At 66.8% G+C, this 24,750-nt stretch carries 17 protein-coding genes and 1 pseudogene; 9 read left to right on the top strand and 9 right to left on the bottom strand.

From position 1 onward, the window contains the following. Positions 1 to 31 precede the first annotated feature (31 nt). From AC27VL_RS07875 to AC27VL_RS07865, 3 genes are read left to right on the top strand one after another with little or no spacing between them, the layout of a single operon-like run. The gene (locus AC27VL_RS07875; RefSeq protein WP_488765972.1) at positions 32 to 1,201 is read left to right on the top strand and encodes an MdtA/MuxA family multidrug efflux RND transporter periplasmic adaptor subunit; all 1,170 of its coding nucleotides are present in this window, start codon (positions 32 to 34) and stop codon (positions 1,199 to 1,201) included. After that, positions 1,198 to 4,329, top strand: a complete 3,132-nt coding sequence (locus AC27VL_RS07870; protein WP_488765971.1) for a multidrug efflux RND transporter permease subunit — start codon at positions 1,198 to 1,200, stop codon at positions 4,327 to 4,329. Before AC27VL_RS07875 ends, AC27VL_RS07870 begins: the two co-directional genes overlap by 4 nt. Next, the gene (locus AC27VL_RS07865; protein WP_488765970.1) at positions 4,326 to 7,385 is read left to right on the top strand and encodes an efflux RND transporter permease subunit; all 3,060 of its coding nucleotides are present in this window, start codon (positions 4,326 to 4,328) and stop codon (positions 7,383 to 7,385) included. Before AC27VL_RS07870 ends, AC27VL_RS07865 begins: the two co-directional genes overlap by 4 nt. A 203-nt stretch (positions 7,386 to 7,588) precedes the next feature. Here AC27VL_RS07865 and AC27VL_RS07860 read toward each other — a convergent pair whose 3' ends face one another. From AC27VL_RS07860 to AC27VL_RS07830, 7 genes and pseudogenes are all read right to left on the bottom strand, one after another. After that, positions 7,589 to 8,662: a 3-deoxy-7-phosphoheptulonate synthase gene (locus tag AC27VL_RS07860; RefSeq protein ID WP_487813497.1), complete on the bottom strand. Its 1,074-nt coding sequence runs from the start codon at positions 8,660 to 8,662 to the stop codon at positions 7,589 to 7,591. A gap of 252 nt (positions 8,663 to 8,914) precedes the next feature. Beyond that, entirely contained in the window at positions 8,915 to 9,175 is a 261-nt protein-coding gene (locus AC27VL_RS07855) for a hypothetical protein (RefSeq protein WP_089237217.1), read from the bottom strand. A 40-nt stretch (positions 9,176 to 9,215) separates the two neighbouring features. Then, positions 9,216 to 9,596, bottom strand: a complete 381-nt coding sequence (locus AC27VL_RS07850; protein ID WP_488765969.1) for a DUF6616 family protein — start codon at positions 9,594 to 9,596, stop codon at positions 9,216 to 9,218. Between the two features lie 166 nt (positions 9,597 to 9,762). Beyond that, positions 9,763 to 10,500 (bottom strand): annotated as a pseudogene (locus tag AC27VL_RS07845) (DNA alkylation repair protein). After that, a complete protein-coding gene (locus tag AC27VL_RS07840; protein WP_488765968.1) occupies positions 10,497 to 10,997 on the bottom strand; it encodes a MarR family winged helix-turn-helix transcriptional regulator in 501 nt (166 codons plus the stop codon). Before AC27VL_RS07840 ends, AC27VL_RS07845 begins: the two are co-directional and overlap by 4 nt. A 110-nt stretch (positions 10,998 to 11,107) precedes the next feature. Next, entirely contained in the window at positions 11,108 to 12,136 is a 1,029-nt protein-coding gene (locus tag AC27VL_RS07835; RefSeq protein WP_488765967.1) for an LLM class oxidoreductase, read from the bottom strand. A 13-nt stretch (positions 12,137 to 12,149) separates the two neighbouring features. Next, positions 12,150 to 12,785 carry a glutathione S-transferase family protein gene (locus AC27VL_RS07830; protein WP_100554225.1) on the bottom strand — a complete coding sequence of 212 codons (636 nt, stop codon included), beginning with the start codon at positions 12,783 to 12,785 and terminating at the stop codon, positions 12,150 to 12,152. A gap of 276 nt (positions 12,786 to 13,061) precedes the next feature. Between AC27VL_RS07830 and AC27VL_RS07825 the strand changes: the two genes are divergently transcribed. Continuing rightward, positions 13,062 to 13,964 carry a LysR substrate-binding domain-containing protein gene (locus AC27VL_RS07825; RefSeq protein ID WP_488765966.1) on the top strand — a complete coding sequence of 301 codons (903 nt, stop codon included), beginning with the start codon at positions 13,062 to 13,064 and terminating at the stop codon, positions 13,962 to 13,964. 142 nt (positions 13,965 to 14,106) lie between these two features. On the opposite strand, the gene groL is transcribed toward AC27VL_RS07825, so the two are convergent. Further along, positions 14,107 to 15,756, bottom strand: coding sequence for a chaperonin GroEL (gene groL / locus AC27VL_RS07820; protein ID WP_025878650.1), 1,650 nt, complete (start codon positions 15,754 to 15,756; stop codon positions 14,107 to 14,109). An 83-nt stretch (positions 15,757 to 15,839) separates the two neighbouring features. Further along, positions 15,840 to 16,127 (bottom strand): co-chaperone GroES, encoded by a 288-nt coding sequence (locus AC27VL_RS07815; protein WP_089237231.1) that lies wholly within the window; start codon positions 16,125 to 16,127, stop codon positions 15,840 to 15,842. A gap of 309 nt (positions 16,128 to 16,436) precedes the next feature. Between AC27VL_RS07815 and AC27VL_RS07810 the strand changes: the two genes are divergently transcribed. The 5 genes from AC27VL_RS07810 (at position 16,437) to AC27VL_RS07790 (ending at position 24,732) form a co-directional block, all read left to right on the top strand. Further along, on the top strand, positions 16,437 to 18,227 hold the full coding sequence (locus AC27VL_RS07810) for an endonuclease (RefSeq protein ID WP_100553764.1): 1,791 nt from the start codon (positions 16,437 to 16,439) through the stop codon (positions 18,225 to 18,227). A 68-nt stretch (positions 18,228 to 18,295) separates the two neighbouring features. Next, positions 18,296 to 18,634 carry a divalent-cation tolerance protein CutA gene (gene cutA, locus AC27VL_RS07805; RefSeq protein ID WP_025878647.1) on the top strand — a complete coding sequence of 113 codons (339 nt, stop codon included), beginning with the start codon at positions 18,296 to 18,298 and terminating at the stop codon, positions 18,632 to 18,634. Beyond that, positions 18,631 to 21,021, top strand: coding sequence for a protein-disulfide reductase DsbD family protein (locus AC27VL_RS07800; protein WP_488765965.1), 2,391 nt, complete (start codon positions 18,631 to 18,633; stop codon positions 21,019 to 21,021). The genes cutA and AC27VL_RS07800 overlap by 4 nt, the downstream gene beginning before the upstream one ends. Further along, positions 21,018 to 21,578, top strand: coding sequence for a TlpA family protein disulfide reductase (locus AC27VL_RS07795; protein WP_488765964.1), 561 nt, complete (start codon positions 21,018 to 21,020; stop codon positions 21,576 to 21,578). The genes AC27VL_RS07800 and AC27VL_RS07795 overlap by 4 nt, the downstream gene beginning before the upstream one ends. Before the next feature lie 628 nt (positions 21,579 to 22,206). After that, positions 22,207 to 24,732, top strand: a complete 2,526-nt coding sequence (locus AC27VL_RS07790; RefSeq protein WP_488765963.1) for a PepSY domain-containing protein — start codon at positions 22,207 to 22,209, stop codon at positions 24,730 to 24,732. Positions 24,733 to 24,750: the final 18 nt, after the last annotated feature.

The raw sequence follows: 24,750 nt of genomic DNA, 5'->3' as shown, positions 1-24,750 counted from the left end.
CCCTGCGTGCACGCAGGGCGCAGGATGCCCCATGTCTGTCGCCGAAAACTCCCGCTTTCGCCGTGCCCGTCCGCTGTTGGTCGTTGCCGGTCTTGCCCTTGTCGCTGGCCTGGCGTGGTGGCTGTGGCCGCATGCCGAGGCGGACGGTGGCAAAGAAGCCGGTGGCGGCAAGGCAGTGCCGGTACGCATCGCCCGCGCCAGCGCCGAACCGCTGGTGCTGCGGATGAAGGCCGTCGGTACGGTCACCCCGCTGCACAGCGTGGTGGTGCGCAGCCGCGTGGACGGCGAACTGATGCGCCTGCATTTCCAGGAGGGTCAGCAGGTCAAGGCCGGTGACCTGCTGGCGCAGATCGATCCGCGCCCCTACCAGGTGAAGCTTGCGCACGCACAGGGTACGCAGCAGCAGAACCTGGCCGAGCTGGAGAATGCCGAGCGCCAGCTGCAGCGTTACCGCGAACTGCAGCGCCAGAACTACGTGTCCGCGCAGGAACTGAGCGACCAGCAGAGCAAGGTACGGCAGCTGCAGGGGCGTCGCCTCAGCGACCAGGCATCGGTGGATGAAGCACGACTGCAACTGCAGTACACGCGCATCGTCGCCCCTGTCAGCGGGCGTGTCGGCCTGCGGCGTTTGGACGTAGGCAACCTGGTGCATGCCAGCGATGCCGAAGGCCTGGTCACGCTGGCGCAGACGGCGCCGATCAGCGTGTTGTTCACCGTGCCCGAGCCGGAGCTTCCCGCGCTGCTCGAAGCCGTACAGGCGCAGCCGGCGCTGGCGGTGGAAAGCTGGGACCGCGAAGAACGCCGGCAGCTCGCCAGCGGCACCCTGTCCAGCGTCGACAACCGCATCGATACCGCCACCGGCACACTGAAGCTGCGCGCGCAGTTCGACAACGCCGATCAGGCGCTGTTCCCCAACCAGTTCGTCAATGTGCGCCTGCAGCTGGGTGAGCACCCCGCGCTGCTGGTTCCCGATGCCGCCGTGCAGTTCGGCAGCCAAGGCAACTACGTGCACATCATCGACAAGGACAACAAGGCACAACGGCGCCCAGTGGTACTCGGCCCGGCCGATGACGGTCGCGTTGCGGTGCGGTCCGGTCTGGTGGCCGGTGACAAGGTGGTGATCGAAGGCATTGACGGGCTGGAAGACGGCACCGCGGTGGAGATCATCACCGAGGAGGCATCGACCAAGGCCGGCGCATGAACCTCTCGCGCGCCTTCATCCTGCGCCCGGTGGCCACCACGTTGCTGATGGTGGCGCTGCTGCTGTCCGGCGTGCTGGCCTATCGCCTGCTGCCGGTGGCAGCGCTGCCGCAGGTCGACTACCCGATCATCCAGATCACCACGCTGTACCCCGGTGCCAGCCCCGAGCTGACCACGCGCACCATCACTGCGCCGCTGGAGCGCCAGCTCGGGCAGATTCCCGGCCTGAAACAGCTGTCGTCCACCAGTTCCGGCGGCGCCTCGGTGATCACCCTGCAGTTCGGCCTGGAGGTGTCGCTGGGCGTGGCCGAACAGGACGTGCAGGCGGCGATCAACGCGGCCGGCAGCTTCCTGCCCGGTGACCTGCCGGTGCCGCCGGTGTACCGCAAGGTCAATCCGGCCGACACGCCGATCCTGACCCTGGCGGTGACCTCGCAGGGCCTGTCGCTGCCGCAGGTGCACGATCTGGTCGACACCCGCATCGCGCAGCGGCTGGCGCAGCTGCCTGGTGTTGGTCTGGTGAGCCTGGCCGGTGGCCAGCGCCCGGCCGTGCGCATCCAGGTCAATCCGGGCGCACTGGCCGCCAACAACCTGGGCATGGACCACATCCGCACCGCGATCGCCGCGGCCAACGTCAATCTGCCCAAGGGCAGCTTCGATGGCCCGATCCGCGCGGTGATGCTCGATGCCAACGACCAGATGCGCAGCGTTGCCGAGTACCGCGCGCTGGTGCTGGCCTGGCGTGAGGGCGCACCGCTGCGGCTGGGCGATGTGGCGACCATCACCGACGGCGCCGAGAACCGCCAGCTGGCGGCATGGAGCGGCACCACCCCGGCGGTACTGGTGAACATCCAGCGCCAACCCGGCGCGAACGTCATCGCCGTGGTCGAACAGGTGCGTGCGTTGCTGCCGCAGCTGCAGGCCACGCTGCCGGCCGGCGTGCAGATGACCGTGCTCAGCGACCGCACAGAATCGATCCGAGCGTCCGTGCGCGGCGTACAGAAGGAACTGGTACTGGCCATCGCGCTGGTGGTGCTGGTGACCTGGGTGTTCCTGCGCAACCTGCCGGCCACGCTGATTCCCAGCGTGGCGGTGCCGCTGTCGCTGATCGGTACGTTCGCGGTGATGCTGCTGGCCGGCTATTCGCTCAACAACCTCACGCTGATGGCGCTGACCATTGCCACCGGCTTCGTGGTGGACGATGCGATCGTGATGCTGGAAAACATCGCCCGCCACCTGGAAGACGGCGAAAGCCCGCGCGAGGCGGCGTTGAAGGGTGCCAGCGAGATTGGCTTCACCCTGGTGTCGCTGACGGTCTCGTTGATCGCCGTGCTGATCCCGTTGCTGTTCATGGCCGACCTGGTGGGCGCGCTGTTCCATGAGTTCGCGGTGACGCTGGCGGTGGCCATCGGCATTTCGCTGCTGGTGTCGCTGACCTTGACGCCGATGTTGTGCGCGCGCTTTCTGAAGCCGCAAGCCAAGGGGTCAGAGCCCCAAGGGGATCTGACCCTGGCGGGGTCGGATCCCGTCAGGGCTCCGACCCCAAAGCCCGATGTCTTCGATCGCATCATTGCCCTCTACGACCGCCAGCTGCGCTGGGTACTGCAGCGCCAGCCACTGATGCTGCTGGCGACGGTGGCCACGCTTGCGCTCACCGTGGCGCTGTATTTCGCCGTGCCCAAGGGCTTCTTCCCGGTGCAGGATGCCGGCCTGGTCCAGGGCATCAGCGAAGCCCCGCAGGCGATCTCGTTCCAGGCCATGCGCGAGCGCCAGCTTGCCCTGGCCACGGCCATCGAACAGGACCCGGCCGTGGCCAGCCTGTCCTCCTACATCGGCGTGGACGGCAACAATGCCGCCCTCAACACCGGCCGCCTGCTGATCGAACTGAAACCACACGGCGAGCGCGAGAGCGCCGACGTGGTGATGGCGCGGCTGCAGCAGCGCGTGGCCAGAATTCCCGGCATCACCCTGTATCTGCAACCGGTGCAGGAGCTGGGTATCGAAGATCGCATCAGCCGCAATCAGTACCAGTTCACCCTGACCACACCGGATCTGCAGACGCTGGAAACCTGGACACCGAAGCTGCTGCACGCGCTGCGCCAGTCGCCCGCGCTGCGCGATGTGGCCAGCGACCTGCAGATGCAGGGCCGACAGGCCAAGGTGAGCATCGACCGCGATGCCGCCGCACGCCTGGGCGTGAGTGTGGAAGCGGTGGCCGACGCACTGTACGACGCCTACGGGCAACGGCAGATCTCGACCATCTTCACCCAGGCCAGCCAGTACCGGGTGGTGCTGGAGGCCGATCCGGCGCGGCAACCGGGGCCGGAGGCGATCACCGGCCTGCGCGTGCGCAACAGCAACGGCCAGACCGTGCCGCTGGGGGCGGTGGCGCGCGTCGAACAGGGGCCGACGGCGCTGCTGCGCAACCATGTCGGCCAGTTCCCGGCGGCCACGCTGTCGTTCAACCTTGCGCCCGGTGCATCGCTGGGTGAAGCGGTGGATGCGGTGCATGCCGCGCAGGCGCAGGTGGCATTGCCGCAGAGCATCGAGCTGCGCCTGCAGGGTGCGGCGGCGGCCTTCAGCAGCTCGCTGTCGAGCACGCTGTGGCTGATCCTTGCCGCCGTGGTGGTGATGTACATCGTGCTGGGCGTGCTCTACGAGAGCTTCATCCATCCCATCACCATCCTCTCCACATTGCCCTCGGCAACCGTGGGCGCCTTGGCCGCGTTGTGGGTGAGCGGACGCAGCCTGGACCTGATCGCAGTGATCGGCATCGTGCTGCTGATAGGGCTGGTGAAGAAGAACGCGATCATGATGATCGACTTCGCGCTGGACGCGCAGCGCACACGCGGCATGATTCCGCGTGAAGCGATCCACCAGGCGGCGCTGCTGCGCTTCCGGCCGATCCTGATGACCACCCTGGCGGCGTTGTTCGGTGCGGTACCGCTGATGCTGGCCACTGGCTCGGGCGCCGAGCTGCGGCAACCGCTGGGCTGGGTGATGGTGGGTGGCCTGATGGTCAGCCAGGTGTTGACCCTGTTCACCACGCCGGTGATCTATCTGGCCTTCGACCGTCTGCAGCGTCGCCGCGCGGCGGCACCGGCAACAGCAGACGAGGCCCGGGCATGACCCCTGTGGCACGCCTGGCACAGGCCTGCGTGCAGCGTCCGGTGGCGACCATCCTGTTGGCGGTGGCGCTGGTACTGGCCGGCCTGCTGGCGCTGCGCCTGCTGCCGGTGGCACCGCTGCCCCAGGTCGACTATCCCGCCATTGAAGTCAGCGCCAGCCTGCCCGGCGCCTCGCCCGAATCGATGGCGGCGACCGTGGCCACGCCGCTGGAGCGTGCGCTGGGCAGCCTGCCCGGCATCTCGCGCATCGATTCGGCCAGCACCCAGGGGCAGACCGAGATCGAATTGAAGTTCGTGCTCGGCCGCGATATCGACGAGGCCGCGCGCGAGGTGCAGGCCGCGATCAACCTCGCTCGCGGCCAGCTACCCAGCGGCATGCCCGGCATGCCGCAGTACCGCAAGGTCAACCCATCGCAGGCACCGATCCTGGCGCTGGCGCTGACTTCCGACACGCTCTCGCCGGGCCAGCTGTACGACCTGGGTTCGACCGTGCTGGCGCAGAAGCTGTCGCAGGTACCCGGCGTGGGCGAAGTGCAGGTAGGCGGCAGCGCGCTGCCGGCGGTTCGCGTATCGCTGGACCCGAATGCCCTCAATCACGCAGGGCTGGCGCTGGAGGACGTGGCACAGGCAATCAGCCGCGCCAACGCGGTGCGTCCATTGGGTGCAGTCGCAGGCGCGCAGCAGCACTGGCAACTGGAGGCGCCGCTGCAGCTGCGCCAAGCCGCGCAGTATCGCGAGCTGGCGCTGAAGGCCAGCGATGATCGCCTGCTGCGGCTGGGCGATGTCGCCGCCGTCGCCGATGGCGTGGAGGACCGCTATGCCAGTGGCTTCCACAACGAACGCCCCGCCGTGCTGCTGATCGTCAGCCGCCAGCCCGGCGCCAACATCATCGCCACCGTAGATGCGATCCAGGCACAGCTGCCGCAGCTGCACGCCCTGCTGCCGAGCACGGTGGACATGCGGCTGGTGATGGACCGCTCGCCGGTGATCCGCGCCACCCTGCACGAAGCAGAAGTGACCCTGCTGCTGGCGATCGCGCTGGTGGTGCTGGTGGTGCTCGGCTTCCTCGGCCACTGGCGTGCGGCACTGGTACCCAGTGTGGCGATTCCGGTGGTGCTGTTCGGCACGCTGGCGTTGATCGCGCTGATGGGCTTCTCGCTCAATACGCTCTCGCTGATGGCCCTGATCGTGGCGGCGGTACTGGTGGTGGACGACGCCATCGTGGTGCTGGAGAACATCGCGCGCCATCGCGAACTGGGCGCCGACCGCTGGCAGGCGGCGGTGCGCGGTGCATCGGAAGTGGGCGCTACGTTGCTGTCGATGAACCTGGCGCTGGCGGTGGTGTTTGTTTCGATCCTGTTCCTGGACGATTTCGTCGAGCGCCTGTTCCGCGAATTCTCGCTGACCCTGGTGGCGGCGATGACGGTGTCGGTGCTGGTGGCACTCAGCCTGGTGCCGATGCTGTGTGCGCGCCTGTTCGTCGATGACGCACAACAGCCCTCGCGCTGGCAGCGCGGCAGCAATGCGCTGTTCGAGCGCGTGCGTGGCGCCTATCTGCGTACCCTGCAGGCCAGCCTGCGGCAACTGCGCTGGCCCCTGCTGGCCTTCGTGGCAGTGATCGCACTCAATGTCTGGCTGTTCCAGCAGGTACCCAAGGGCATCGTGCCGCAGCAGGACACCGCACAGCTGCGCGGCTTCGCGCGTGGCGATGACGGCCTGTCTTTCCAGGCGATGCAGCCGAAGATCGATGCCTACCGCAAACTGCTGCTGTCCGACCCGGCCATCGAGGACATCATCGGCTATATCGGTGGCAGCAACGGGGTCAACAACGCCTTCATCATGATCAAGATGAAGCCGCTGGCCGAACGCGGCGTCTCCAGCCAGCAGGTGATCGACCGCCTGCGTGCACGCCTGCCCAAGTTGCCCGGGGGCAACCTCTATCTGTGGGTGGACCAGGACATCCGCCTGGAAGGCGCGGGTAGCAGTGGCAAGTACGAGTTCCAGCTGCTGTCGGCTGATACCGCGCCACTGCGCCAATGGGCACCGAAGGTCGCTGCTGCACTGCGTGGCCTGCCGGAACTGGTGGACGTGGAAGCGCAGGGCGAGGCCGGCATGCGCCAGGTGATGCTGGACATCGACCGCGAGGCCGCCGCGCGCCACGGCGTGGACCTGCGCACCGTGGCCAACATGCTCAACAACTCCTTCAGCCAGCGCCAGGTCGCCACGTTGTACGACAGCCTCAACCAGTACCGGGTGGTGATGGAGCTGGACCCGAAGCACACCCAGGACCCGGGCACGCTGGCACGGTTGCAGGTGATCGATGGCGGCGGCCAGCGCATTCCGCTGTCGAGCATCGCCAGCTGGCGCTACGGCATGGCGCCGGACCGCGTGTACCACAGCGAGCAGTTCGCCTCGATCTGGATCGAGTTCGCGCTGGCGCCGGGCGTGGGCCTGGAGCAGGCCACGCAGGCCATTGATGCTGCGATGGCCAAACTGATGCTGCCTCGCTCCGTGCAGGCCAAGCTGTCCGGCGAGGCCGGCGGCCTGGAGCAGTTGCGGTCGCGCCAGTTGTGGCTGGTACTGGGTGCCACGCTGGCGGTGTACCTGGTGCTGGGCATCCTCTACGAGAGCTTCCTGCAGCCCTTGGTGATCCTGTCCACGCTGCCGTCGGCCGGTATCGGTGCGCTGCTGGCGCTGTGGCTGTTCGGCAACGAACTGAACCTGATCGCGTTGCTGGGGCTGTTCCTGCTGGTGGGTGTGGTGATGAAGAACACCATCCTGCTGGTCGACTTCGCATTGGCCGGCGAACGCCGCGGGCTGAGTGCGCGCGATGCGGTGATGGAAGCTGCACGACTGCGCCTGCGGCCGATCCTGATGACCTCGCTGGCGGCACTACTGGGCACGTTGCCGCTGATGCTGGCCAACGGCGAAGGCTGGGAGCTGCGGCAGCCGCTGGGCATCGCCATTGTCGGCGGGCTGCTGGTCAGCCAATGGCTGACGCTGTACACGACACCGGCGATGTATCTGGCGTTGGCGAGGATGCGGGCGGGGCGTTGAGCGGGGCGGCTTCATCCACGCGTGGCGTGGATCTACATAACCGGGTCGGGGTTCACACCACCCCGGCGATGTACCTGGCGCTGTCGTACATACGCAGCGCCAGGCGCATCGCCGGTGCAGACGGGCCGGTCTCCAACTCCGACCGGCCCTGATCGCGGCCGCACCCCCGCAGGCGCTGGCCGCCATCCACACACGTGCCGCCGTCAGGCGGCTTCGGACACCTTCACTTCGCGACGGGCGCGCACGGCCGCAGCCAGCCGCTCCAGCACCGTCACGGTGGTGTCCCAGTCGATGCAGCCATCGGTGATGCTCTGGCCGTAGACCAGCGGCTGGCCTTCGACCAGCTCCTGACGGCCACCGACCAGATGGCTTTCAACCATCACGCCGACGATGCGCTGCTCGCCGTCTTCCAGCTGGGTGGCGATGTCTTCGATCACCTTCGGCTGGTTCTCATGGTTCTTCAGGCTGTTGGCGTGGCTGGCGTCGATCATCAGCCGCGTCGGCAGCTTGGCCTTGGCCAGCGCCTGGCAGGCTTCGGCGACGCTGGCCGCATCGTAGTTCGGCTGCTTGCCACCACGCAGGATCACATGGCAGTCCGGATTGCCGGTGGTGGAGACGATGGCCGTGCCGCCCTGCTTGGTGACCGACAGGAAGTGATGCGGGTTCGAAGCTGCACCCACGGCATCGGCGGCGATCTTGACGTTGCCGTCCGTGCCGTTCTTGAAGCCGACCGGGCACGACAACCCCGACGCAAGCTCGCGATGCACCTGGCTTTCGGTGGTGCGTGCACCGATCGCGCCCCATGCCACCAGGTCGGCGATGTACTGCGGCGAGATCACATCGAGGAACTCGACACCGGCAGGCAGGCCGAGCTTGTTGATGTCGCGCAGCAGGCCGCGGGCGATGCGCAGGCCCTTGTCGATCTTGAAGCTGCCATCCAGGTCCGGATCGTTGATCAGGCCCTTCCAGCCCACCGTGGTACGCGGCTTTTCGAAGTACACGCGCATGACGATTTCCAGTTCACCGGCCAGTGCATCGCGCAGTGGCTTCAGGCGCTGGGCGTATTCGATGGCGGCTTTCGGGTCGTGGATCGAGCATGGCCCGACCACCACGGCCAGGCGGTCGTCGCGGCCGTGCAGGATCTGGTGCAGGGCCGCGCGCGAGGCGCTGACGGTGTCGGAGGCTTCGTCATCACAGGGCAGCATCGCCAGCAGCTGGGCAGGCGGTGTCAGCGGTTCGATGGTGCGGATACGCAGGTCGTCGGTGTGCGGGGGCATGGCGGGGGTCTCTACGGAATGTTGGGGGTCCGCAGCGTGGCGACATGAAAAAAGCCGCCAGGTTCGCTGGCGGCTTTCGGGAATGCGTCTGAAGCTTTCTTCAGGGTGAGCGCAATCCTTCCTCCGCCGGGGGCTTCGGAAAGTAATACCAATAAAAGCTGGCGTGGGTTGCGTTCATGGGATCTATTGATAACACAGGGTTTTGGCAGGTGCCAACTGTTTCATCCGCAACTGCGGGCGCGGTTCAGCGGACTATCGGCTGCCATGCACTTCCACGTCCAACAACAGCGTCTCGTGGATGTCCACCCAGCGCTCCACAACGCGGTCCAGTTCCTGCCTGGCCTCATCCAGCTGTTCGGGGTTGAGCATGGATCGGGCCGTATACAGATCGGACACCAGCTGCCGCAGGGTGGCTTCCTGGATGGCGACCACCGGCCCTTCCAGGCCGGGTACCTGCAGCGCAGGACTGCTGCCCAGCGCTCCGTACAACGTCACCTGGATCTTGCTCTGCATGCTCGACTTCCCTGCGGATGGATACGGCCGAGCGCCATCTTTACCCGGAATGGATGACACGCGCATGTGCCACCGCAGGCCGCATTACAGCGCTGCGAGGTCCGCCAGGTGCTGGGCCATCGCATCCACTGCGCCCGCGGCATTGGGTGGCGAAGTAGTCATGCCAGCCGGTGGCACTGATGGCGTCCATCAAGGCATCGGCATCGGCACGGCTGGCGCACTGCCAGACCGCGTAGTACTGCTCGGCGCTGGCATGTGGCACCTCGCTGGCCACGCGGCCCATCGCCAACGGTGCGACGCATGCAGGGTCGAGTTGCTGCATGCCGGCGCCGATACGGGTGAAGAAGGTGTTCCGCTGTTCGGCGGACAACGCTTTCCAGGTCGGCGTTGCGGTGTACAGCTCGATGAGGAGGTGGGACATGGGGCCTTCCTTGAGGGTCATGGGCTTGCCGGCCAGCGGCCGGCACTACCGGGAAACGGGCGTGACATGGGTTGCCGGCCAGCGGCCGGCACTACCGGGGAACGGGCGTGACATGAGTTGCCGGCCAGCCGCCGGCATTACCGGGAAACGGGTGAACGGTGCGGGGTTACAGCGAGCGCAGCGCACGCTTGCGGATGTACGCGTTGGCGACGCTGTCGCGGGTTGACTGCCACTGCGTGCAGACATCGCGCACCCAATCGGGTTGGCTTTTGCCAGCGTCGTTCAACCAGTTGCCAACCGAGTCCTGAACGTAGCGCTCTGGATCATCGGCCAATGCTTCCAGCAAGGGCAGCACGTGCTCGGGCTACTGCTTGAACAGCGCAATATGCGTGGCCCAGACACCGCGAGGACGCAGCGCCTCACACGCGAAGCGGCGCAGATGCGGCGAAGGCTGCTGCGCCCAGGGTTGCAGCAGGGCGAGCGCCTCAAGTGGTGCGTCGACGATATCGCTGCGCAGCGCCAACCATGCCCATTCGCGCACACCGAAGTGCGGATCATCTGCCAGCGGATGCATCACCTGCAGCTTGTCAGCCAATGCCGCCTGCGCGTCAGCGCCGATCAGATAGCACGCCCACCCGCGCACGGTGTCGGATGGATGCGCCTGCCAGTGCTGCACTTCGCCCTGCTCTGCCTCGCGCAGTAGCGCTGCAGCCAAGGCCATGCGTTGGGTGATTCCCTTGCCTGCGGCGGTGTGCATGCGCTGTATCGCGGACGGTGGCAAGGTCGGTGCCACCGCCTGCAGCAACGCAGCGAAGTCCACCGCCAGGCACTCGGCCAGATGCGTGCTGGCGGTGCTACCTGCGTTGAGTGCCTGCAGGCGTGCCGTGGCGATGGTAGTGCTCATGCACCTGCTTCCTGACCTGCGTCGGTGTGTCGCCAGACCTTTTCCAACAGCAGCGACAACTGCGCCTGTTCGCCGACATCCAGTCCATTGAACAGGCCACCGATCCATTGCGTGTGCTGGTCGAACAGATCGCCGGCCAGGCGCTTGCCGCGCGCCGTCAGCACGATCTGCAGACGTCGACCATCTTCGGCATCGCTGCGCCGCTGCAGCAGGCCGTCACGCTGCAGGCCATCGAGCAATCCGCTGATGGTGGCGCGGGTGACACCGGCCTGCTCGGCCAACTCGTGCGGCGGCAGCGTGCCGCCTGCGCCGTGCAGCAGGAACAGCACGACGAAGCGGCCTTCGCTGAGACCGTGCGGCGCGAGGCGTGTGGCGCAGTCACGGTCGATCGCACCGGACAAGGCGAGCAGCTGGAAGCACAGGCGCAGCTGCGCGACATTGGCGTGACCACGCCGCTGCGCCTCTTCGACGAGGGCCTGGTGCTTCAACTCAAGCATATTGAATTCATACATGATTAGGCGACTAATCATAATCCGTGTGACAAGAACTGCAAGCCTCCCGTTGCCGCCGACAGGGCCCGCAGATCATCAATCGCGGAAATGCATCGCTACCATTCCATCACCCGCGACGGTGGGCCGGGATGCGACGGAAACAACGGCAGCACCTCTTCGGCCAGTTCCTGCAGCACATCGGCAGCTGGGCGCTGCGAGAACTGGATGCCGAGCGCGGCATGGTTGACTCCCGCACGCTGCCAGGCTTCCAGCAGCGCGATCAGCCCCTTGCGCCCGGTGCGCAGGCAGTAGCCACCCTGCAGCGGCACGCGCGGATGGTCCGGGTCATCCACCAGATCCAGCCATTCATTGGTCATGTGCGGTCGGAAGCCGCCGTCGGGAATCTGCGCCCGCCATGCGCGGATCTTCGCCGCCAGCCGCTGTGGTCCTGCCGTGTCATGGGTCGCGTCGGGATAGGTCAGCCAGCCGTCGGCGTGTTCGCCGATCCATTCCAACGGCTGCCGGGCACCACCGGTAACGATCAGCGGAATGCGATCACTGACCGGCGGCGGCAGCAGCTGCACACCCTGTGCGGCCCAGGGGTGGCCGGCGAGCGCCCCGTCGGCGGGCTGCAACCATTTCCGGAAGGCCACCACGGCGTCGGCGAACCGTTCACCACGTTGGGCGTGGTCGAGGCCATAGGCGGGAAACTCAAGCGGTCGATCACCCGAGGCGATGCCCATCACCAGCCGCCCTGCGGACAACTGATCGATCGACGCGGCAGCCTTGGCCAGGTCGATGGGATGCCGCAGTGGCATCACCACGCTGCCTGTCGCCAACGCGACGCGATGGGTGCGCGCAGCCAGCCATGCGAGATACGTGAACGGATCGAACACCTGTCCGGCATCACCGAACTGGGGATCGAACAGTGGAACATCGCGCACCCAGACCGCAGCGAAGCCATGGCGGTCGATGGCTTCCACCAGCGCGGTCTGTCCCTGCAGTACCGCCATGTCGCCCTGGTAGAAGCGCAGCGGCAGGAAGATGCCCAAGGTCAGCGCATCGGCGCGGAACATGCGCTGGTAGCCTGCATGGCCGGCGAAGGTTGCTGCCGAAGCACCATGGATCGAAAGGGAGGTTGTCATCGCAGGGATCTCCTCAAGGCCCGGTCGCGGGCTCAGGCAGCAGCACGCCACGCTGGACCGCGGGCCGCGCGGCTACGCGCTGGTACCACGCCGAAAGATGGCGATGGCGCGAGAAGTCGATGTCGATCACGCGGAGCACATGCAGCCAACCGAAGTGGGCGATGTCGGCGATCGAGTAGTCATCGCCGGCCAACCAGGGACGCGCGGCCAAACGTGCATCGAGGATCGCGAAGATGTCTTCGGAAAGGTGCCGGTAGCGCTCGATCGCCGGCAGATAGCGCTCCGGCGCGAAGTGTTCGAAATGCACGCGCTGGCCGAAGATGGGACCGACGCTGGAGGCATGGAACATCAGCCAGGTGATGGCGTCCCAGCGCGCGGCCGGTGCCTGTGGCAACAATGCCCCGCCCTGCTCGGCGAGGTACAGCAGGATCGCCGCCGATTCGAACAGCACGATGCCCCTGGAGCGGTCTTCGAGGACCGGAATGCGACCGTGCGGATTGAGCCGCAGGAAATCGGGATGGCGATGTTCACCCTGCTCGATGCGCACATGGTGCAAGCGATAGGGCAGGCCCAGCTCCTCCAGCGCGATGGTGGCCTTGTAGCCATTGGGTGAGCTGTCGGTATGCAGGTGCAGCGAGGGTTCGGTCACGGCAACGTCCTGGAGGCAGAAATCGGGTGCACACGCGCTGCCCGCCCACACCATGGGCAGGGCGAAGCGATGTGGAAAGGGCGCTGCAGCGACCGTGCAACCAGTCTAGGAACCGGGCATGCAGGTGGGAAACGATGTCTGCTGACGTTGCAGTTGAGCCCAGCTCAACATCGCGCGCACCGGCGCGACAGCCATCGACCCGGCCGATATGCTGTGCTTTGCGCTGGCCGGTGAACGTGCCGACGGCTCGCCTGCATCGTCACGGGAGAATGGAAGATGGGTGCGGTACTGCCCTTGCTGGCCCTGCGGGCCTTCGTTGAAACCAGCCGCCACGGCAGCCTGACAGCGGCCGCCGAGGTGATGGGCGTGACACCCGGTGCCGTCAGCCAGCAGCTGCGGCAGTTGCAGGAACGGCTCGGCGTCAGCCTGTTCGATCGAACCCGCCATGGCGTGGTGCTCAGCGCGGCCGGCAGCCGCATATACCCGGAACTGCGTCAGGCCTTCGATCAGATCGCCAGCAGCCTGCACGCACTGGAAGCGTGGCAAGGCAGGTCATCGTTGCGGATCAGCGCCGCGCCCAGTTTCGCCGCGCACTGGCTGGCGACGCGACTGGCCGATTTCAGTGCACGGCATCCAGAAATCGACGTGCAGTTGGATGCCAGCCCCGCGCTGGTGGACCTGCGCCGTGATGGCGTGGACATCGCGATCCGGCACGGCCTGGGCCAGTATCCAGGGCTGCATGCAGAGCACCTGTTGGCACCGGCGTTGCTGCCGGTGGCAAGCCCCGCGCTGCTGGCAACCGTGCCAGCGATCACCCGCGTGCAGCACTGCCTGCGGCTGCCGCTGCTGCAGGACAGCGAACGCAGTGACTGGCGTCTGTGGTTCCAGGCTCTGGGCCTGCCACAGGATGCGCGCCTGCAGCGCGGCCCCGCCTTCGACGACGATCTGTTGTTGATACGTGCGGCGGCAGCCGGCCAGGGCATCGCGCTGGTGCGCGACATCCACGTGGCCGACGAAGTGGCCAGCGGTCGCCTGCAGGTGGTCCTGCAGCAGCCGTGGCCGCAGTCCTTCGCCTACTACGCCGTGACCCGGCCTGGCAGCGATGGCAGCGACCGACCGATGGTGGCAGCGTTCCTGGCGTGGCTGCAGGACAACATGCCGGCAGCACGCGCAGCGTAGCGACGGGTAATCCCGCACCGCGCCCGTAGATCCACCCCATGCGTGGATGCAGGCCAAAAAAAAACCCCGCCTTGCGGCGGGGTTTTTCATTGCAGCAGGGAAGCGTGCCGACCTGGGTCGGCCGCTACCGGTGCAGCGGGACTTAGAAGTCCATGCCGCCCATGCCACCCATGCCGCCCATGCCACCAGCGCCGCCCATGGCCGGCTCATCCTTCTTCGGAGCGTCGGCAACCATGGCTTCGGTGGTGATCATCAGGCCAGCGATCGAGGCTGCGTTCTGCAGCGCCGAACGGGTCACCTTGGTCGGGTCCAGGATGCCGAACTGCAGCATGTCACCGAACTCGCCGGTGGCGGCGTTGTAGCCGAAGCTGCCAGTGCCTTCCTTGACCTTGTTGACGATGACCGACGGCTCTTCGCCGGCGTTGGCGACGATTTCGCGCAGCGGGGCTTCCATCGCGCGCAGGGCGATCTGGATGCCGTGGTTCTGGTCTTCGTTGGCACCCTTCAGGCCAGCCAGCGCGGAGACCGCACGGACCAGGGCAACGCCGCCGCCCGGAACCACGCCTTCTTCAACGGCTGCACGGGTAGCGTGCAGGGCGTCGTCGACGCGATCCTTCTTTTCCTTCATTTCGATTTCGGTCGAAGCGCCGACCTTGATCACTGCAACGCCACCGGCCAGCTTGGCCACGCGCTCCTGCAGCTTCTCGCGGTCGTAGTCCGAGGAGGTGTCTTCGATCTGGGTCTTGATCTGCGCAACGCGCGAATCGACCGCAGCCTTGTCACCCACGCCATCGATGATGGTGGTGTTTTCCTTGGAAACCTGCACCTTCTTGGCGCGGCCCAGGTCCTTGATGGTGGCCTTTTCCAGCGACAGGCCGACTTCCTCGGAGATCACGGTGCCGCCGGTCAGCACGGCCATGTCTTCCAGCATCGCCTTGCGACGGTCGCCGAAGCCCGGCGCCTTGACGGCCACGACCTTGACGATGCCGCGGATGGTGTTGACCACCAGGGTCGCCAGCGCTTCGCCTTCGACTTCCTCGGCGACGATCAGCAGCGGCTTGCCGGCCTTGGCGACGCCTTCCAGCACCGGCAGCAGGTCACGGACGTTGGAGATCTTCTTGTCGTGCAGCAGGATGTACGGGTCATCCAGGTCAGCGGTCTGCGACTGCTGGTTGTTGATGAAGTACGGGGAAAGGTAGCCGCGGTCGAACTGCATGCCCTTGACCACGTCCAGCTCGTTGTCCAGGCCCGAGCCTTCTTCAACGGTGATCACGCCTTCCTTGCCGACTTCCTTCATCGCGTTGGCGATGATCTGGCCGATCGACTCGTCCGAGTTGGCCGAGATCGTGCCGACCTGGGCAATGGCCTTGTCGTCAGCGGTCGGCTTGGAGATGTTCTTCAGCTCGGCGACGGCAGCCACGACGGCCTTGTCGATACCGCGCTTGAGGTCCATCGGGTTCATGCCGGCAGCAACGGCCTTGGCGCCTTCGCGGATCAGGGCCTGGGCCAGCACGGTGGCGGTGGTGGTGCCGTCGCCGGCGTCGTCGTTGGTACGCGACGCGACTTCCTTCACCATCTGCGCGCCCATGTTCTCGAACTTGTCAGCCAGTTCGATTTCCTTGGCGACGGACACGCCGTCCTTGGTGATGGTCGGGGCGCCGAAGCTCTTCTCGAGCACGACGTTGCGGCCCTTCGGGCCCAGGGTGGCCTTGACGGCATTGGCGAGAACGTTGACGCCGCGCACCATGCGCGAACGGGCGTCTTCACCGAAACGAATATCCTTGGCAGCCATTGCAGTTACCTCATTGGTAGCGCCGGGCCATGCCCGGCAGCTGGGTGTTTGGAATCAGGGTATGAAGCAGGTCGCGCCGACGCTCAGCCGATGACGGCGAGCACGTCGTCTTCGCGCAGGACCTTGTATTCGACGCCTTCGCTCTTGTACGAGCTGCCGGCGTACTGGCCGTAGATGACCTTGTCACCGACCTTCAGCGACGGAGCGCGCACGGTGCCGTTGTCCAGCGGCTTGCCCGGGCCCACGGCCACGACTTCACCCTTGGTGGACTTTTCCTTGGCGGAGTCCGGGATCAGGATGCCACCGGCGGAAACTTCGTCGGCTTCGATCGGCTTGACCACAACGCGGTCGTGCAGCGGCTTGATGCTCATGTGGGACCTCTTAAGTTATTGATTGGTCTGAAAAAGTCCGGCGATGTTAGCACTCACACCAGGTGACTGCCAGCAACGCGCGTGAAAAAGCCCGACAGGTCGGGAGCACGACAGAGATGGAGACCCCCGGGGACCTTTCAAGGCCCGGCCGGCAAATTTTTATCGATGCGCCGCGACAGCTCGATGTCCGCGGATCCGGTATTTTGGTGATGGGCGTCTCACTGTCAGATATCTGGCGTTCATTTACGACAAAGTGTCACCAGATCGGCTTTAGGGTGGCCCGGCATTCCCAATCACAAGGAGTAGTCGATGCGATTGCTGTCCCCGCTCGCCGCCGCCTGCCTGCTGGCACTGGCCGCCGCGCCGGCCCAGGCCGAGGTCTTCATCAACGAACTGCACTACGACGACAGCACCGCTGCCGGTGACGTCGGCGAAGCCATCGAAGTGGTCGCCACCGCCGGCGAGGACCTGTCCGGCTACCGCCTGTACCTCTACAACGGCAGCAATCCGTCGGCCGCCACGGTCTACGCCAACAACGCAGTACCGGCGGGAACCGCGGCCAGCTGCGGCAGCGCCACCCTGGCCGTGGTCACCTACCCCACCAACGGCCTGCAGAACGGCCCCAACGACGGCATCGCCCTGGTCGACGCCAGCGGCAAGGTGGTCCAGTTCCTCAGCTACGAGGGCGCGATCACCGCTTCCGGTGGCCCCGCCGCCGGCATGACCAGCCAGAACATTCCGGTTGCCGAAACCAACAGCACCGCGGCGGGCACCTCGCTGCAGCTGACCGGCAGCGGCAGCCAGTACGCGCACTTCACCTGGGCCGAATCGGCCAGGCAGACCTTCGGCAGCTGCAACAACAACCAGACCTTCAGCGGCGGTGGCACCCCGGGCCCGAACACGCCGCCTTCGGTGTCCACCACCACGCCCGCACAGGGCAGCAGCACCTTCCCGGCCGCCGCCGACCTGGAAGTGGTGTTCAGCGAGACGGTCAACCTCGCCAGCGGCGCCTTCGCACTGACCTGCGGCACCTCCGGCAGCGTACCGCTGACCTGGCCGGCCAGCGGCAAGAGCGTGAAGCTGTCGACCAATACCGCGCTGGTCGCCGGTGAAGCCTGCCGCTTCGACATCCGTGCCGCACGCATCACCGACGCGCAGGGTGCCCGCCCGGCGACCGATAGCCGCATCGCCTTCACCGTGGCCACCACCACCGGCAACCCGGACCCGGGCAATCCCGGCGGCCCGGCGGGCTATTACTCGAAGGTCAACACCAGCAGCCCCAGCCAGCTGCGCTGCTCGTTGCATGCCACCATCAAGGGCCACACCGCGTATCCGTACAGCGGCTCGGGCACCAGCACCTGGACCATCCTGGAGATCGCCGACGAAGATCCCAACAGCAGTGGCAAGATCCTCGATGCCTACCGCAACCGAAGCTACACCAAGGTGAGCGACCGTGCCGGCAGTGGCGGTGGCCTGAAGTACAACCGCGAGCACACCTGGCCCAATTCGCTGGGCTTTGCCAGCACCACCGGCGACAAGGGACTGCCGTACGCGCCCTACACCGACACCCACATGCTGTACCTGACCGACGCACAGTGGAACGCCGACCGCGGCAACAAGCCGTTCGGCAAGTGCGACGCCAACTGCGGCGAGCGTGCCACCGAGGCCAACAACGGCCAGGGCGGCGGCAGCGGCGGCTACCCGGGCAATTCGAACTGGGTACGCACGCCGGATGGCAACGCTGGCACCTTCGAAGTGTGGGGTGCGCGCAAGGGCGACATGGCACGCGCGGTGATGTACATGGCCATCCGCTATGAAGGGGGCAAGGATGCGGCCACCGGCCAGTCCGAACCGGACCTGGAACTGACCGACGACCGCAGCAAGATCGTCAAGACCAGCAGCTCGCCGGCCTACATGGGCCTGCTGTCGACCCTGATCGACTGGCATCTTGCTGATCCGCCGAGCGCTGCAGAACGTGCCCGCAATGACGTGATCTACAGCTTCCAGGGCAACCGCAACCCGTTCATCGACCACCCCGAGTGGGCCACCCCGGGCCTGTTCACCTCGGCCAAGCCGGCCACCTGCCAGCTGGCCAACTGACCGCGCAACGCTGCGGTCCACTGCCGTCGCCGGGCCCTGCCCCGGCGACGGCCCTATACTCGACGGTCATGTCGACCGTCGATCCCGTCCTGCTGCTGTTGACCACCTGCCCGGACCGGGCCAGTGCCGAGCGCATCGCGCACGCGCTGGTCGCCGAGCACCTGGCTGCATGCGTGACCCGCCTGGACGGCGCACAGTCGACGTACCGCTGGCAGGGCGAGGTCACCACCGACGCCGAACTGCAGCTGCTGGTGAAGACCACCGCAAGCCGTGTCGATGAAGCCATCGCCCGGATCGTCGAACTGCATCCGTATGAACTCCCGGAGTGCATCGCGGTCGAAACCCGGGCCGGCCTGCCGGCGTATCTGGACTGGATCCGGGCACAGACCCGGGAGGACACTGATTGAAGACTCTGTTTGCGCGTGGCGCCGCCTTGTGCGCTCTGTTGTGGCTTTCATTGCCGGCCTTCGCGCTGGATGAAAAAGATCTGCTGCCGGTGGACCAGGCGTTCGCGCTGACCGCCAGCGCGCCCGAACGTGGCCAGATCCAACTGCAGTTCAAGATCGCCCCCGGCTATTACCTGTATCGCCACCGCACCACGGTGAAGGCCGATCCTGCCTTCAATGCCGCTGCGCTGCAGATGCCCGCAGGCAAGAAGCACCACGACGATTTCTTCGGTGAGGTGGAGACCTACCGCGAGCGCCTGCAGGCCACCCTGCCCGGCGCGCCCACCGATGCCGCCGGCACCATCAGCCTGGAAGTGCGTTACCAGGGCTGCGCCGATGCCGGTGTGTGCTACCCGCCGCAGAAGCGCGTGGTGCAGGTGACCCTGCCCGGCGCGGGCGGTGCGGCTGCCACGCTGCCGACCGCACGCGCCACCGGCGCCAGTGCGTTCAACAACCCGCTGGCTGGCGCCGGTAGTGGCGGTGGCCTGCGGCTGCCGGGCACCAGCAACAGCCAAGCACTGCCGCTGCCGTCGGAACAGGCATTCGGCTTCGATGCCATCGCCAGCGATGGCAACACCCTGCTGCTGCGCTTCAGCCCGGCACCGGGCTATTACCTCTATCGCGACCGCACCTCGCTGAAGCTGGAAGGCAGCCCCGGGGTACTGGCCGACAAGCCGCGTTGGCCGGCGGCGCAGTCGCACCGCGACGAGCACTTCGGTGACGTGGCGGTCTATTTCAACCAGGTGGAGGTGCCGGTGCCGTTGCGCCGCAGCCGCGCCGAGGCCGTCGACAGCACGCTGGTGGTGACCTTCCAGGGCTGCCAGACCGATGGCATCTGCTACCCGCCGATGACCCGCCGGGTGAAGTTGTCGATCCCCGCCGGCAAGGCCAACGCCACCAGTGATGCACCTGCTGCACGCGACGAAGTGATCCGTTCGCTGCCCGCTTCGGCCGCTGCCAGCACCCGCGAGGCCGCCAACGGCACGCCGCTGCGCCTGCTTCCGACCGTGCCCAACGACGCGCCGGCCGCCACGGGTGGTGCCGACGCCAGCAGCGGCGCGCGCGATGCCTTCGCCGCCGACGCGCAGCAGGACAATGCGCTGCGTACCAAGGCCCCCAGCCGCGTGCCGAAAACCGACAGCTCGCTGCTGTGGGTACTGCTGCTGGCGCTGGGCGGTGGCCTGGTGCTGAATCTGATGCCCTGCGTGCTGCCGATCCTGTCGCTGAAAGTGCTGAGCCTGGCGCAGAGCGGCGAAAGCCCCGAGCGCGCCCGCAGCCATGCCATGTGGTACACGCTGGGCGTGCTGGTTGCCTTCGCGGTGATCGGCGCGCTGATGGTCGGCCTGCGCATGCTGGGCAACGCGGTCGGAATCGGTTTCCAGCTGCAGCATCCCGGCGTGGTCGCGGCGTTGGCCTACATCATGTTCGCGGTGGGCCTGAGCCTCTCCGGCGTGTTCACCATGGGCGGCGGCATCGGCAACTTCGGCCAGTCGCTGGCGCGACGCAGTGGCCCGGCCGGCGACTTCTTCACCGGCGTGCTGGCCTGCGTGGTCGGAAGTGCGTGCGTGGGTCCGTTCTTTGGCCCGGCGGTGGCCTATGCCTTCGTTGCACCGCCAGTGGCGGCGATGCTGGTGTTCCTGTTCCTCGGCCTGGGCCTGGCCCTGCCGTTCCTGCTGATCGGTTTCGTGCCGGCGCTCGCCCGTCGCCTGCCCAAGCCGGGCCAGTGGATGGAAACCCTGAAGCACGTGCTGGCCTTCCCGATGTATGCCGCCGCATTGTGGCTGCTGTGGGTGCTGGGCAAGCAGCGCGGTGTGGATGGCATGGCGCTGGCGCTGGGTGGCCTGCTGCTGCTCACCGGTGGCCTGTGGCTGTTCGAGCGCAGCCGCTGGCGCAGCCAGCGCGCGGCCGGGCTGCTGGGCGTGCTGCTGGTGATCGCGGCGCTGGTGCCGGTGTGGGCCGTGACCCAGCTGGCACCGCCGGCTCGTGCCGCGCAGGCCAGCAGCGAGAACGTGGTGGAGTATTCGCCGCAGATGCTGGACCGCCTGCGCGCTGACAACCGCGTGGTGTTCGTCAACATGACCGCCGACTGGTGCGTGAGCTGCAAGGCCAACGAACGCGCGGTGCTGTCGCGCCCGGAGTTCAAGGAACTGCTCAAGCGCACCAACGCGGTGTACATGCGCGGCGACTACACCAACGTGGACCCGCAGATCACCGCGTTCCTCGATGAGCACAAGGCCGTGGGCGTGCCGCTGTACGTGGTATACGGCCCGGGCGCGCCGCCGACGGTGCTGCCCACCCTGCTGACCCAGGCGCTGGTGGAAGAAGCGCTGCTGCGCACCGCACGATGAAGTGGCAACGGCCAGCACTGCTGTGGACAGCGGTGCTGGCTGCCGGGCTTGGCCTGTGGGCCGGCAATCGGCTGGCGCCGGCGCCCGCGGCGCAAACCCCAGCGCCTGTTGCCGTATCACCGCCAGCGCTGCCGATGCTGCGCCCCGGTGATCCGCTGCCGGCGCTGGTCCTGCCCGATGCTGAAGGTCACGCGCAGGATATCCGCGAACGCTTCAAGGGCCGGCCATTGCTGGTCAATGTCTGGGCCAGCTGGTGCGGCCCGTGCGTGGAAGAAATGCCCGAGCTGGCCCGCTTTGCCAAGGGCCAGGGCACGCGCGGCGTACAGGTGTTGGGCCTGGCGCTGGATACACCGGACGGCGTGCGCGATTTCCTGCAGCGGGTGCCGGTGCACTATCCCATCGTGCTGGATACCCCGGGCCCACGCGATGCCAGCGTGCAGTTGGGCAATGCGCAGGGCCTGCTGCCGTACAGCGTGCTGTTCGATGCGCAGGGCCGGATGGTGAAGGCCAAGCTCGGCCCGTTCGCGCACGGCGAGATCGAAGGCTGGGCGAAGTAAGGTCGGCAGGGCTGCGCCCTGCACCTGCAGAGGCCGGAGCCAGAGCCAAAGCAACGGCCAAAGCGGCATTCCGTGGGATGGCGGGGCGGTGTCGGAGTGCGGGGACGCCGCAAGTACGTCCCTGTAGGCTTGGCAGCCGCATCCATGCGGCTGACACCCCGCACTCCGACACCGCCCCACCTCTGACAGATTCCCGGTATCTGGTAGATCCACGCCATGCGTGGATGAATCTCCAACGGAATCGAATATTTCGACAATTGAATGAAGAGCATCCACGCATGGCGTGGATCTACGTGTCGACCAAGGTCGACACCCACCAACAGCCGCGGGAATCTGTCGAAGGCGGGGTGGGTCCGGTTGCGGGGGTGTCCGCGGCATGGATGCCGCGGCCAAGCCTACAGGGACGTACTTGCGGCGTCCCCCGCAACCGGACCCACCCCGCCTACCCTCAGGAAACCAGCTTCTGCTGTTGCTTCGGCTGTTGCCGTTGCTTCGGCAGGTGCAGGGCGCAGCCCTGCCCGACAACCCTCCTTGACCGCAGCGGCCCGGGACCCGGAGAATTACGAGATTAATTCTCATTTGCTGTTGCGCAGGATGCGGGCGGCAGCCTCGACGGCCCTCGATCCCGATGTTCAAGAACGTCCTGTTCCAACTGCACTGGCTGCTGGGCATCAGCGCGGGTGCCATCCTGGCCGTGATGGGCCTGAGCGGTGCGGTCCTGTCGTTCGAGGATGAGCTGCTGCGCGCGGCCAATCCCGGTTTCGCCGCGATCGCTGAACACCATGCCGACAACCAGCAACCGCTCGCCTTGAGTGAACTGGTGCCGTTGCTGCAGGCGGGCAGCGAGCGACCGCTGCAGCGCCTGCGGGTGGATGCCAGCGGCCAGCGCCCATCGGTCGCACGCTTTGCCGGTGGCAAGGACCACTGGGTGTATTTCGACCCCTACAGCGGCGAGCGCTTCAGCGCGCTGCGCGGGCAGGCTTTCTTCGATTTCGTCGAGGACCTGCACCGCCATATGGTTGCCGGCGAGCGGGGCTCGTGGATCACCGGCAGCTGCGCGATCGCCCTGCTGTTCTTCACCCTGTCCGGGTTGTACCTGCGCTGGCCGCGTCGCTGGTGGCACTGGCGCAGCTGGCTCGCGGTGGAGTGGGCGCGCAAGGGGCGCGGCTTCCTGTGGAGCCTGCATTCGGTGATCGGCACCTGGGTGCTGCTGATCTACCTGATGAGCGCGCTGACCGGGTTGTGGTGGTCGTTCGACTGGTACCGCAACGGGCTGACCCAGCTGCTGGGCGTCGCGCCGCCCGCCAAGCACAGACTCGCCACGGATCTTCCCCTGGATCTGCACAATGTCGAGGCCACGCTGTATGCGCTGCCCGGTGTGCGCCAGGGCTTCATCGACCTGCGCCTGCCGGAGAAGCCCGGTCAAGCACTCAATGTGCGGGTGATGTCGGCGGATCCCGCGCAGCGCGGCGGCCACCATGATCGTGCGCACGACCTGCTGCAGCTCGACCCGGCCACCGGCGCGGTTCTCGACGCGCGCCCGTACGCACGCCAGGGTGCCGGCGGCCAGCTCACCACCAGCATGTTCGCCCTGCACTCGGGCAGCTTCTTCGGCATGCCCGGACGCATCGTGGTGATGCTCAGCAGCCTGGGCATGTGTCTGTTCTTCGTCACCGGTTGGCTGCTGTACCTGGACCGCCGCCGCAGCCAGCGCGCCGCGCGCGCGCTGCGGCAGACCGTTCCGGCAGCAGCACTCCACGCCGGGGGCATACCGTGGCTGGTGGTGCATGCCAGCCAGAGCGGCCTGGCCGAACAGTTGGCCTGGCGTGCGGCGGCACAGCTGCAGGCGGCCGGCCACGGGGTGCAGGTACTGCCGCTTGCGCGCGTGACGGCCACGCAGCTGCAAGCCACCACACAGGCGCTGTTCGTGCTCAGCACCTTCGGTGATGGCGAGCCACCGGACAACGCACGGCGCAGCGCGCGCCAACTGCTGGCACAGCTGCCGGCGCTTTCCAGCCTGCGCTACGGCATGCTCGCACTGGGTGACCATCAGTACGATCAATTCTGCGGATTCGGCATGCAGATGGATGACTGGCTGGCCCGCGCGGGCGCACAGCCGTTGTTCGCGCGAATCGATGTCGATGCTGCTTCGGTGACGGCGCTGCGGAAGTGGCAGCTGCAGCTGACCGGGCTGACCGGCATCGACACCGATGACAGCGTGCTGCCAGCCGCCACGGTGATGCATGACTGGCGTCTGCTCGGCCGCACCCTGCTCAACGCCGGCAGCGTCGGTGGCCAGATCTGGAAGATCCGCCTGGCACCACCGGCTGATGTCGATTGGCAGGCCGGCGACATCCTGCATATCGCACCACGCCACGATGCGGGGCATGTGCACACGGTGCTTCGAGCGCATGGCCTGGATCCCCTGCAACCGCTGCTGATCGACGGTGCTGCGAAAACGCTGTTGGAACTGGCCAGCGAACGCGTGCTGCCCGAAGCCGGCAGTGCATTGCGGGTACAGGATGCAGGCCTATGTTTGTCAGGCCTGCCGTCGCTGCCCGGGCGTGAATACTCCATCGCCTCATGCGCCGCCGATGGCGAGGTGGAACTGGTGGTCCGGCTGGTCCACGACGCAGCAGGTCGCGCGGGGCTGGGCTCGGGCTGGTTGGCGCTGCATGCGCCGTTGAAGGGTGCGGTTGCGGCCCGCGTGCATCGCAACCCTGGCTTCCATCGGCAGCCAGGCACGCCGATGGTACTGATCGGCAACGGCACCGGCATCGCCGGCCTGCGCAGCCTGCTGCGCGAAGCTGCGCATCACGGTGAGCACGGTCATTGGCTGCTGTTCGGCGAGCGCCAGCGCGCGCACGACTTCCTGTTCGCCGAGGAAATCATCCGATGGCAGGCTGACGCGCACCTGCTGCGGTTGGATCAGGCGTACTCGCGTGATATCGACGATGGCAGCTACGTGCAGCATCGCCTGCGCGCTGCGGCGGATGAACTGCACACGTGGCTGGCACGCGGCGCAGTGATCCATGTATGTGGATCGCTGCACGGCATGGCCGAAGGCGTGGACCAGGTGCTGCGCGAGGCACTGGGCGATGAAGCGGTGGAACTGCTGCTGGAGAACGGACGTTACCGGCGCGACGTGTATTGAGTCCGTTCGCCGGGCATG

This window comes from Stenotrophomonas sp. 14P6.2.3, assembly GCF_057799055.1.
This window is presented reverse-complemented; position numbering and strand designations above follow the sequence as displayed.

Coding starts and splice junctions, on each gene's coding strand:
- AC27VL_RS07875 (WP_488765972.1), top strand. CDS start 32: ATGTCTGTCGCCGAAAACTCCCGCTTTCGCCGTGCCCGTCCGCTGTTG.
- AC27VL_RS07870 (WP_488765971.1), top strand. CDS start 1,198: ATGAACCTCTCGCGCGCCTTCATCCTGCGCCCGGTGGCCACCACGTTG.
- AC27VL_RS07865 (WP_488765970.1), top strand. CDS start 4,326: ATGACCCCTGTGGCACGCCTGGCACAGGCCTGCGTGCAGCGTCCGGTG.
- AC27VL_RS07860 (WP_487813497.1), bottom strand. CDS start 8,662: ATGCCCCCGCACACCGACGACCTGCGTATCCGCACCATCGAACCGCTG.
- AC27VL_RS07855 (WP_089237217.1), bottom strand. CDS start 9,175: ATGCAGAGCAAGATCCAGGTGACGTTGTACGGAGCGCTGGGCAGCAGT.
- AC27VL_RS07850 (WP_488765969.1), bottom strand. CDS start 9,596: ATGTCCCACCTCCTCATCGAGCTGTACACCGCAACGCCGACCTGGAAA.
- AC27VL_RS07840 (WP_488765968.1), bottom strand. CDS start 10,997: ATGCTTGAGTTGAAGCACCAGGCCCTCGTCGAAGAGGCGCAGCGGCGT.
- AC27VL_RS07835 (WP_488765967.1), bottom strand. CDS start 12,136: ATGACAACCTCCCTTTCGATCCATGGTGCTTCGGCAGCAACCTTCGCC.
- AC27VL_RS07825 (WP_488765966.1), top strand. CDS start 13,062: ATGGGTGCGGTACTGCCCTTGCTGGCCCTGCGGGCCTTCGTTGAAACC.
- groL (WP_025878650.1), bottom strand. CDS start 15,756: ATGGCTGCCAAGGATATTCGTTTCGGTGAAGACGCCCGTTCGCGCATG.
- AC27VL_RS07815 (WP_089237231.1), bottom strand. CDS start 16,127: ATGAGCATCAAGCCGCTGCACGACCGCGTTGTGGTCAAGCCGATCGAA.
- AC27VL_RS07810 (WP_100553764.1), top strand. CDS start 16,437: ATGCGATTGCTGTCCCCGCTCGCCGCCGCCTGCCTGCTGGCACTGGCC.
- cutA (WP_025878647.1), top strand. CDS start 18,296: ATGTCGACCGTCGATCCCGTCCTGCTGCTGTTGACCACCTGCCCGGAC.
- AC27VL_RS07795 (WP_488765964.1), top strand. CDS start 21,018: ATGAAGTGGCAACGGCCAGCACTGCTGTGGACAGCGGTGCTGGCTGCC.
- AC27VL_RS07790 (WP_488765963.1), top strand. CDS start 22,207: ATGTTCAAGAACGTCCTGTTCCAACTGCACTGGCTGCTGGGCATCAGC.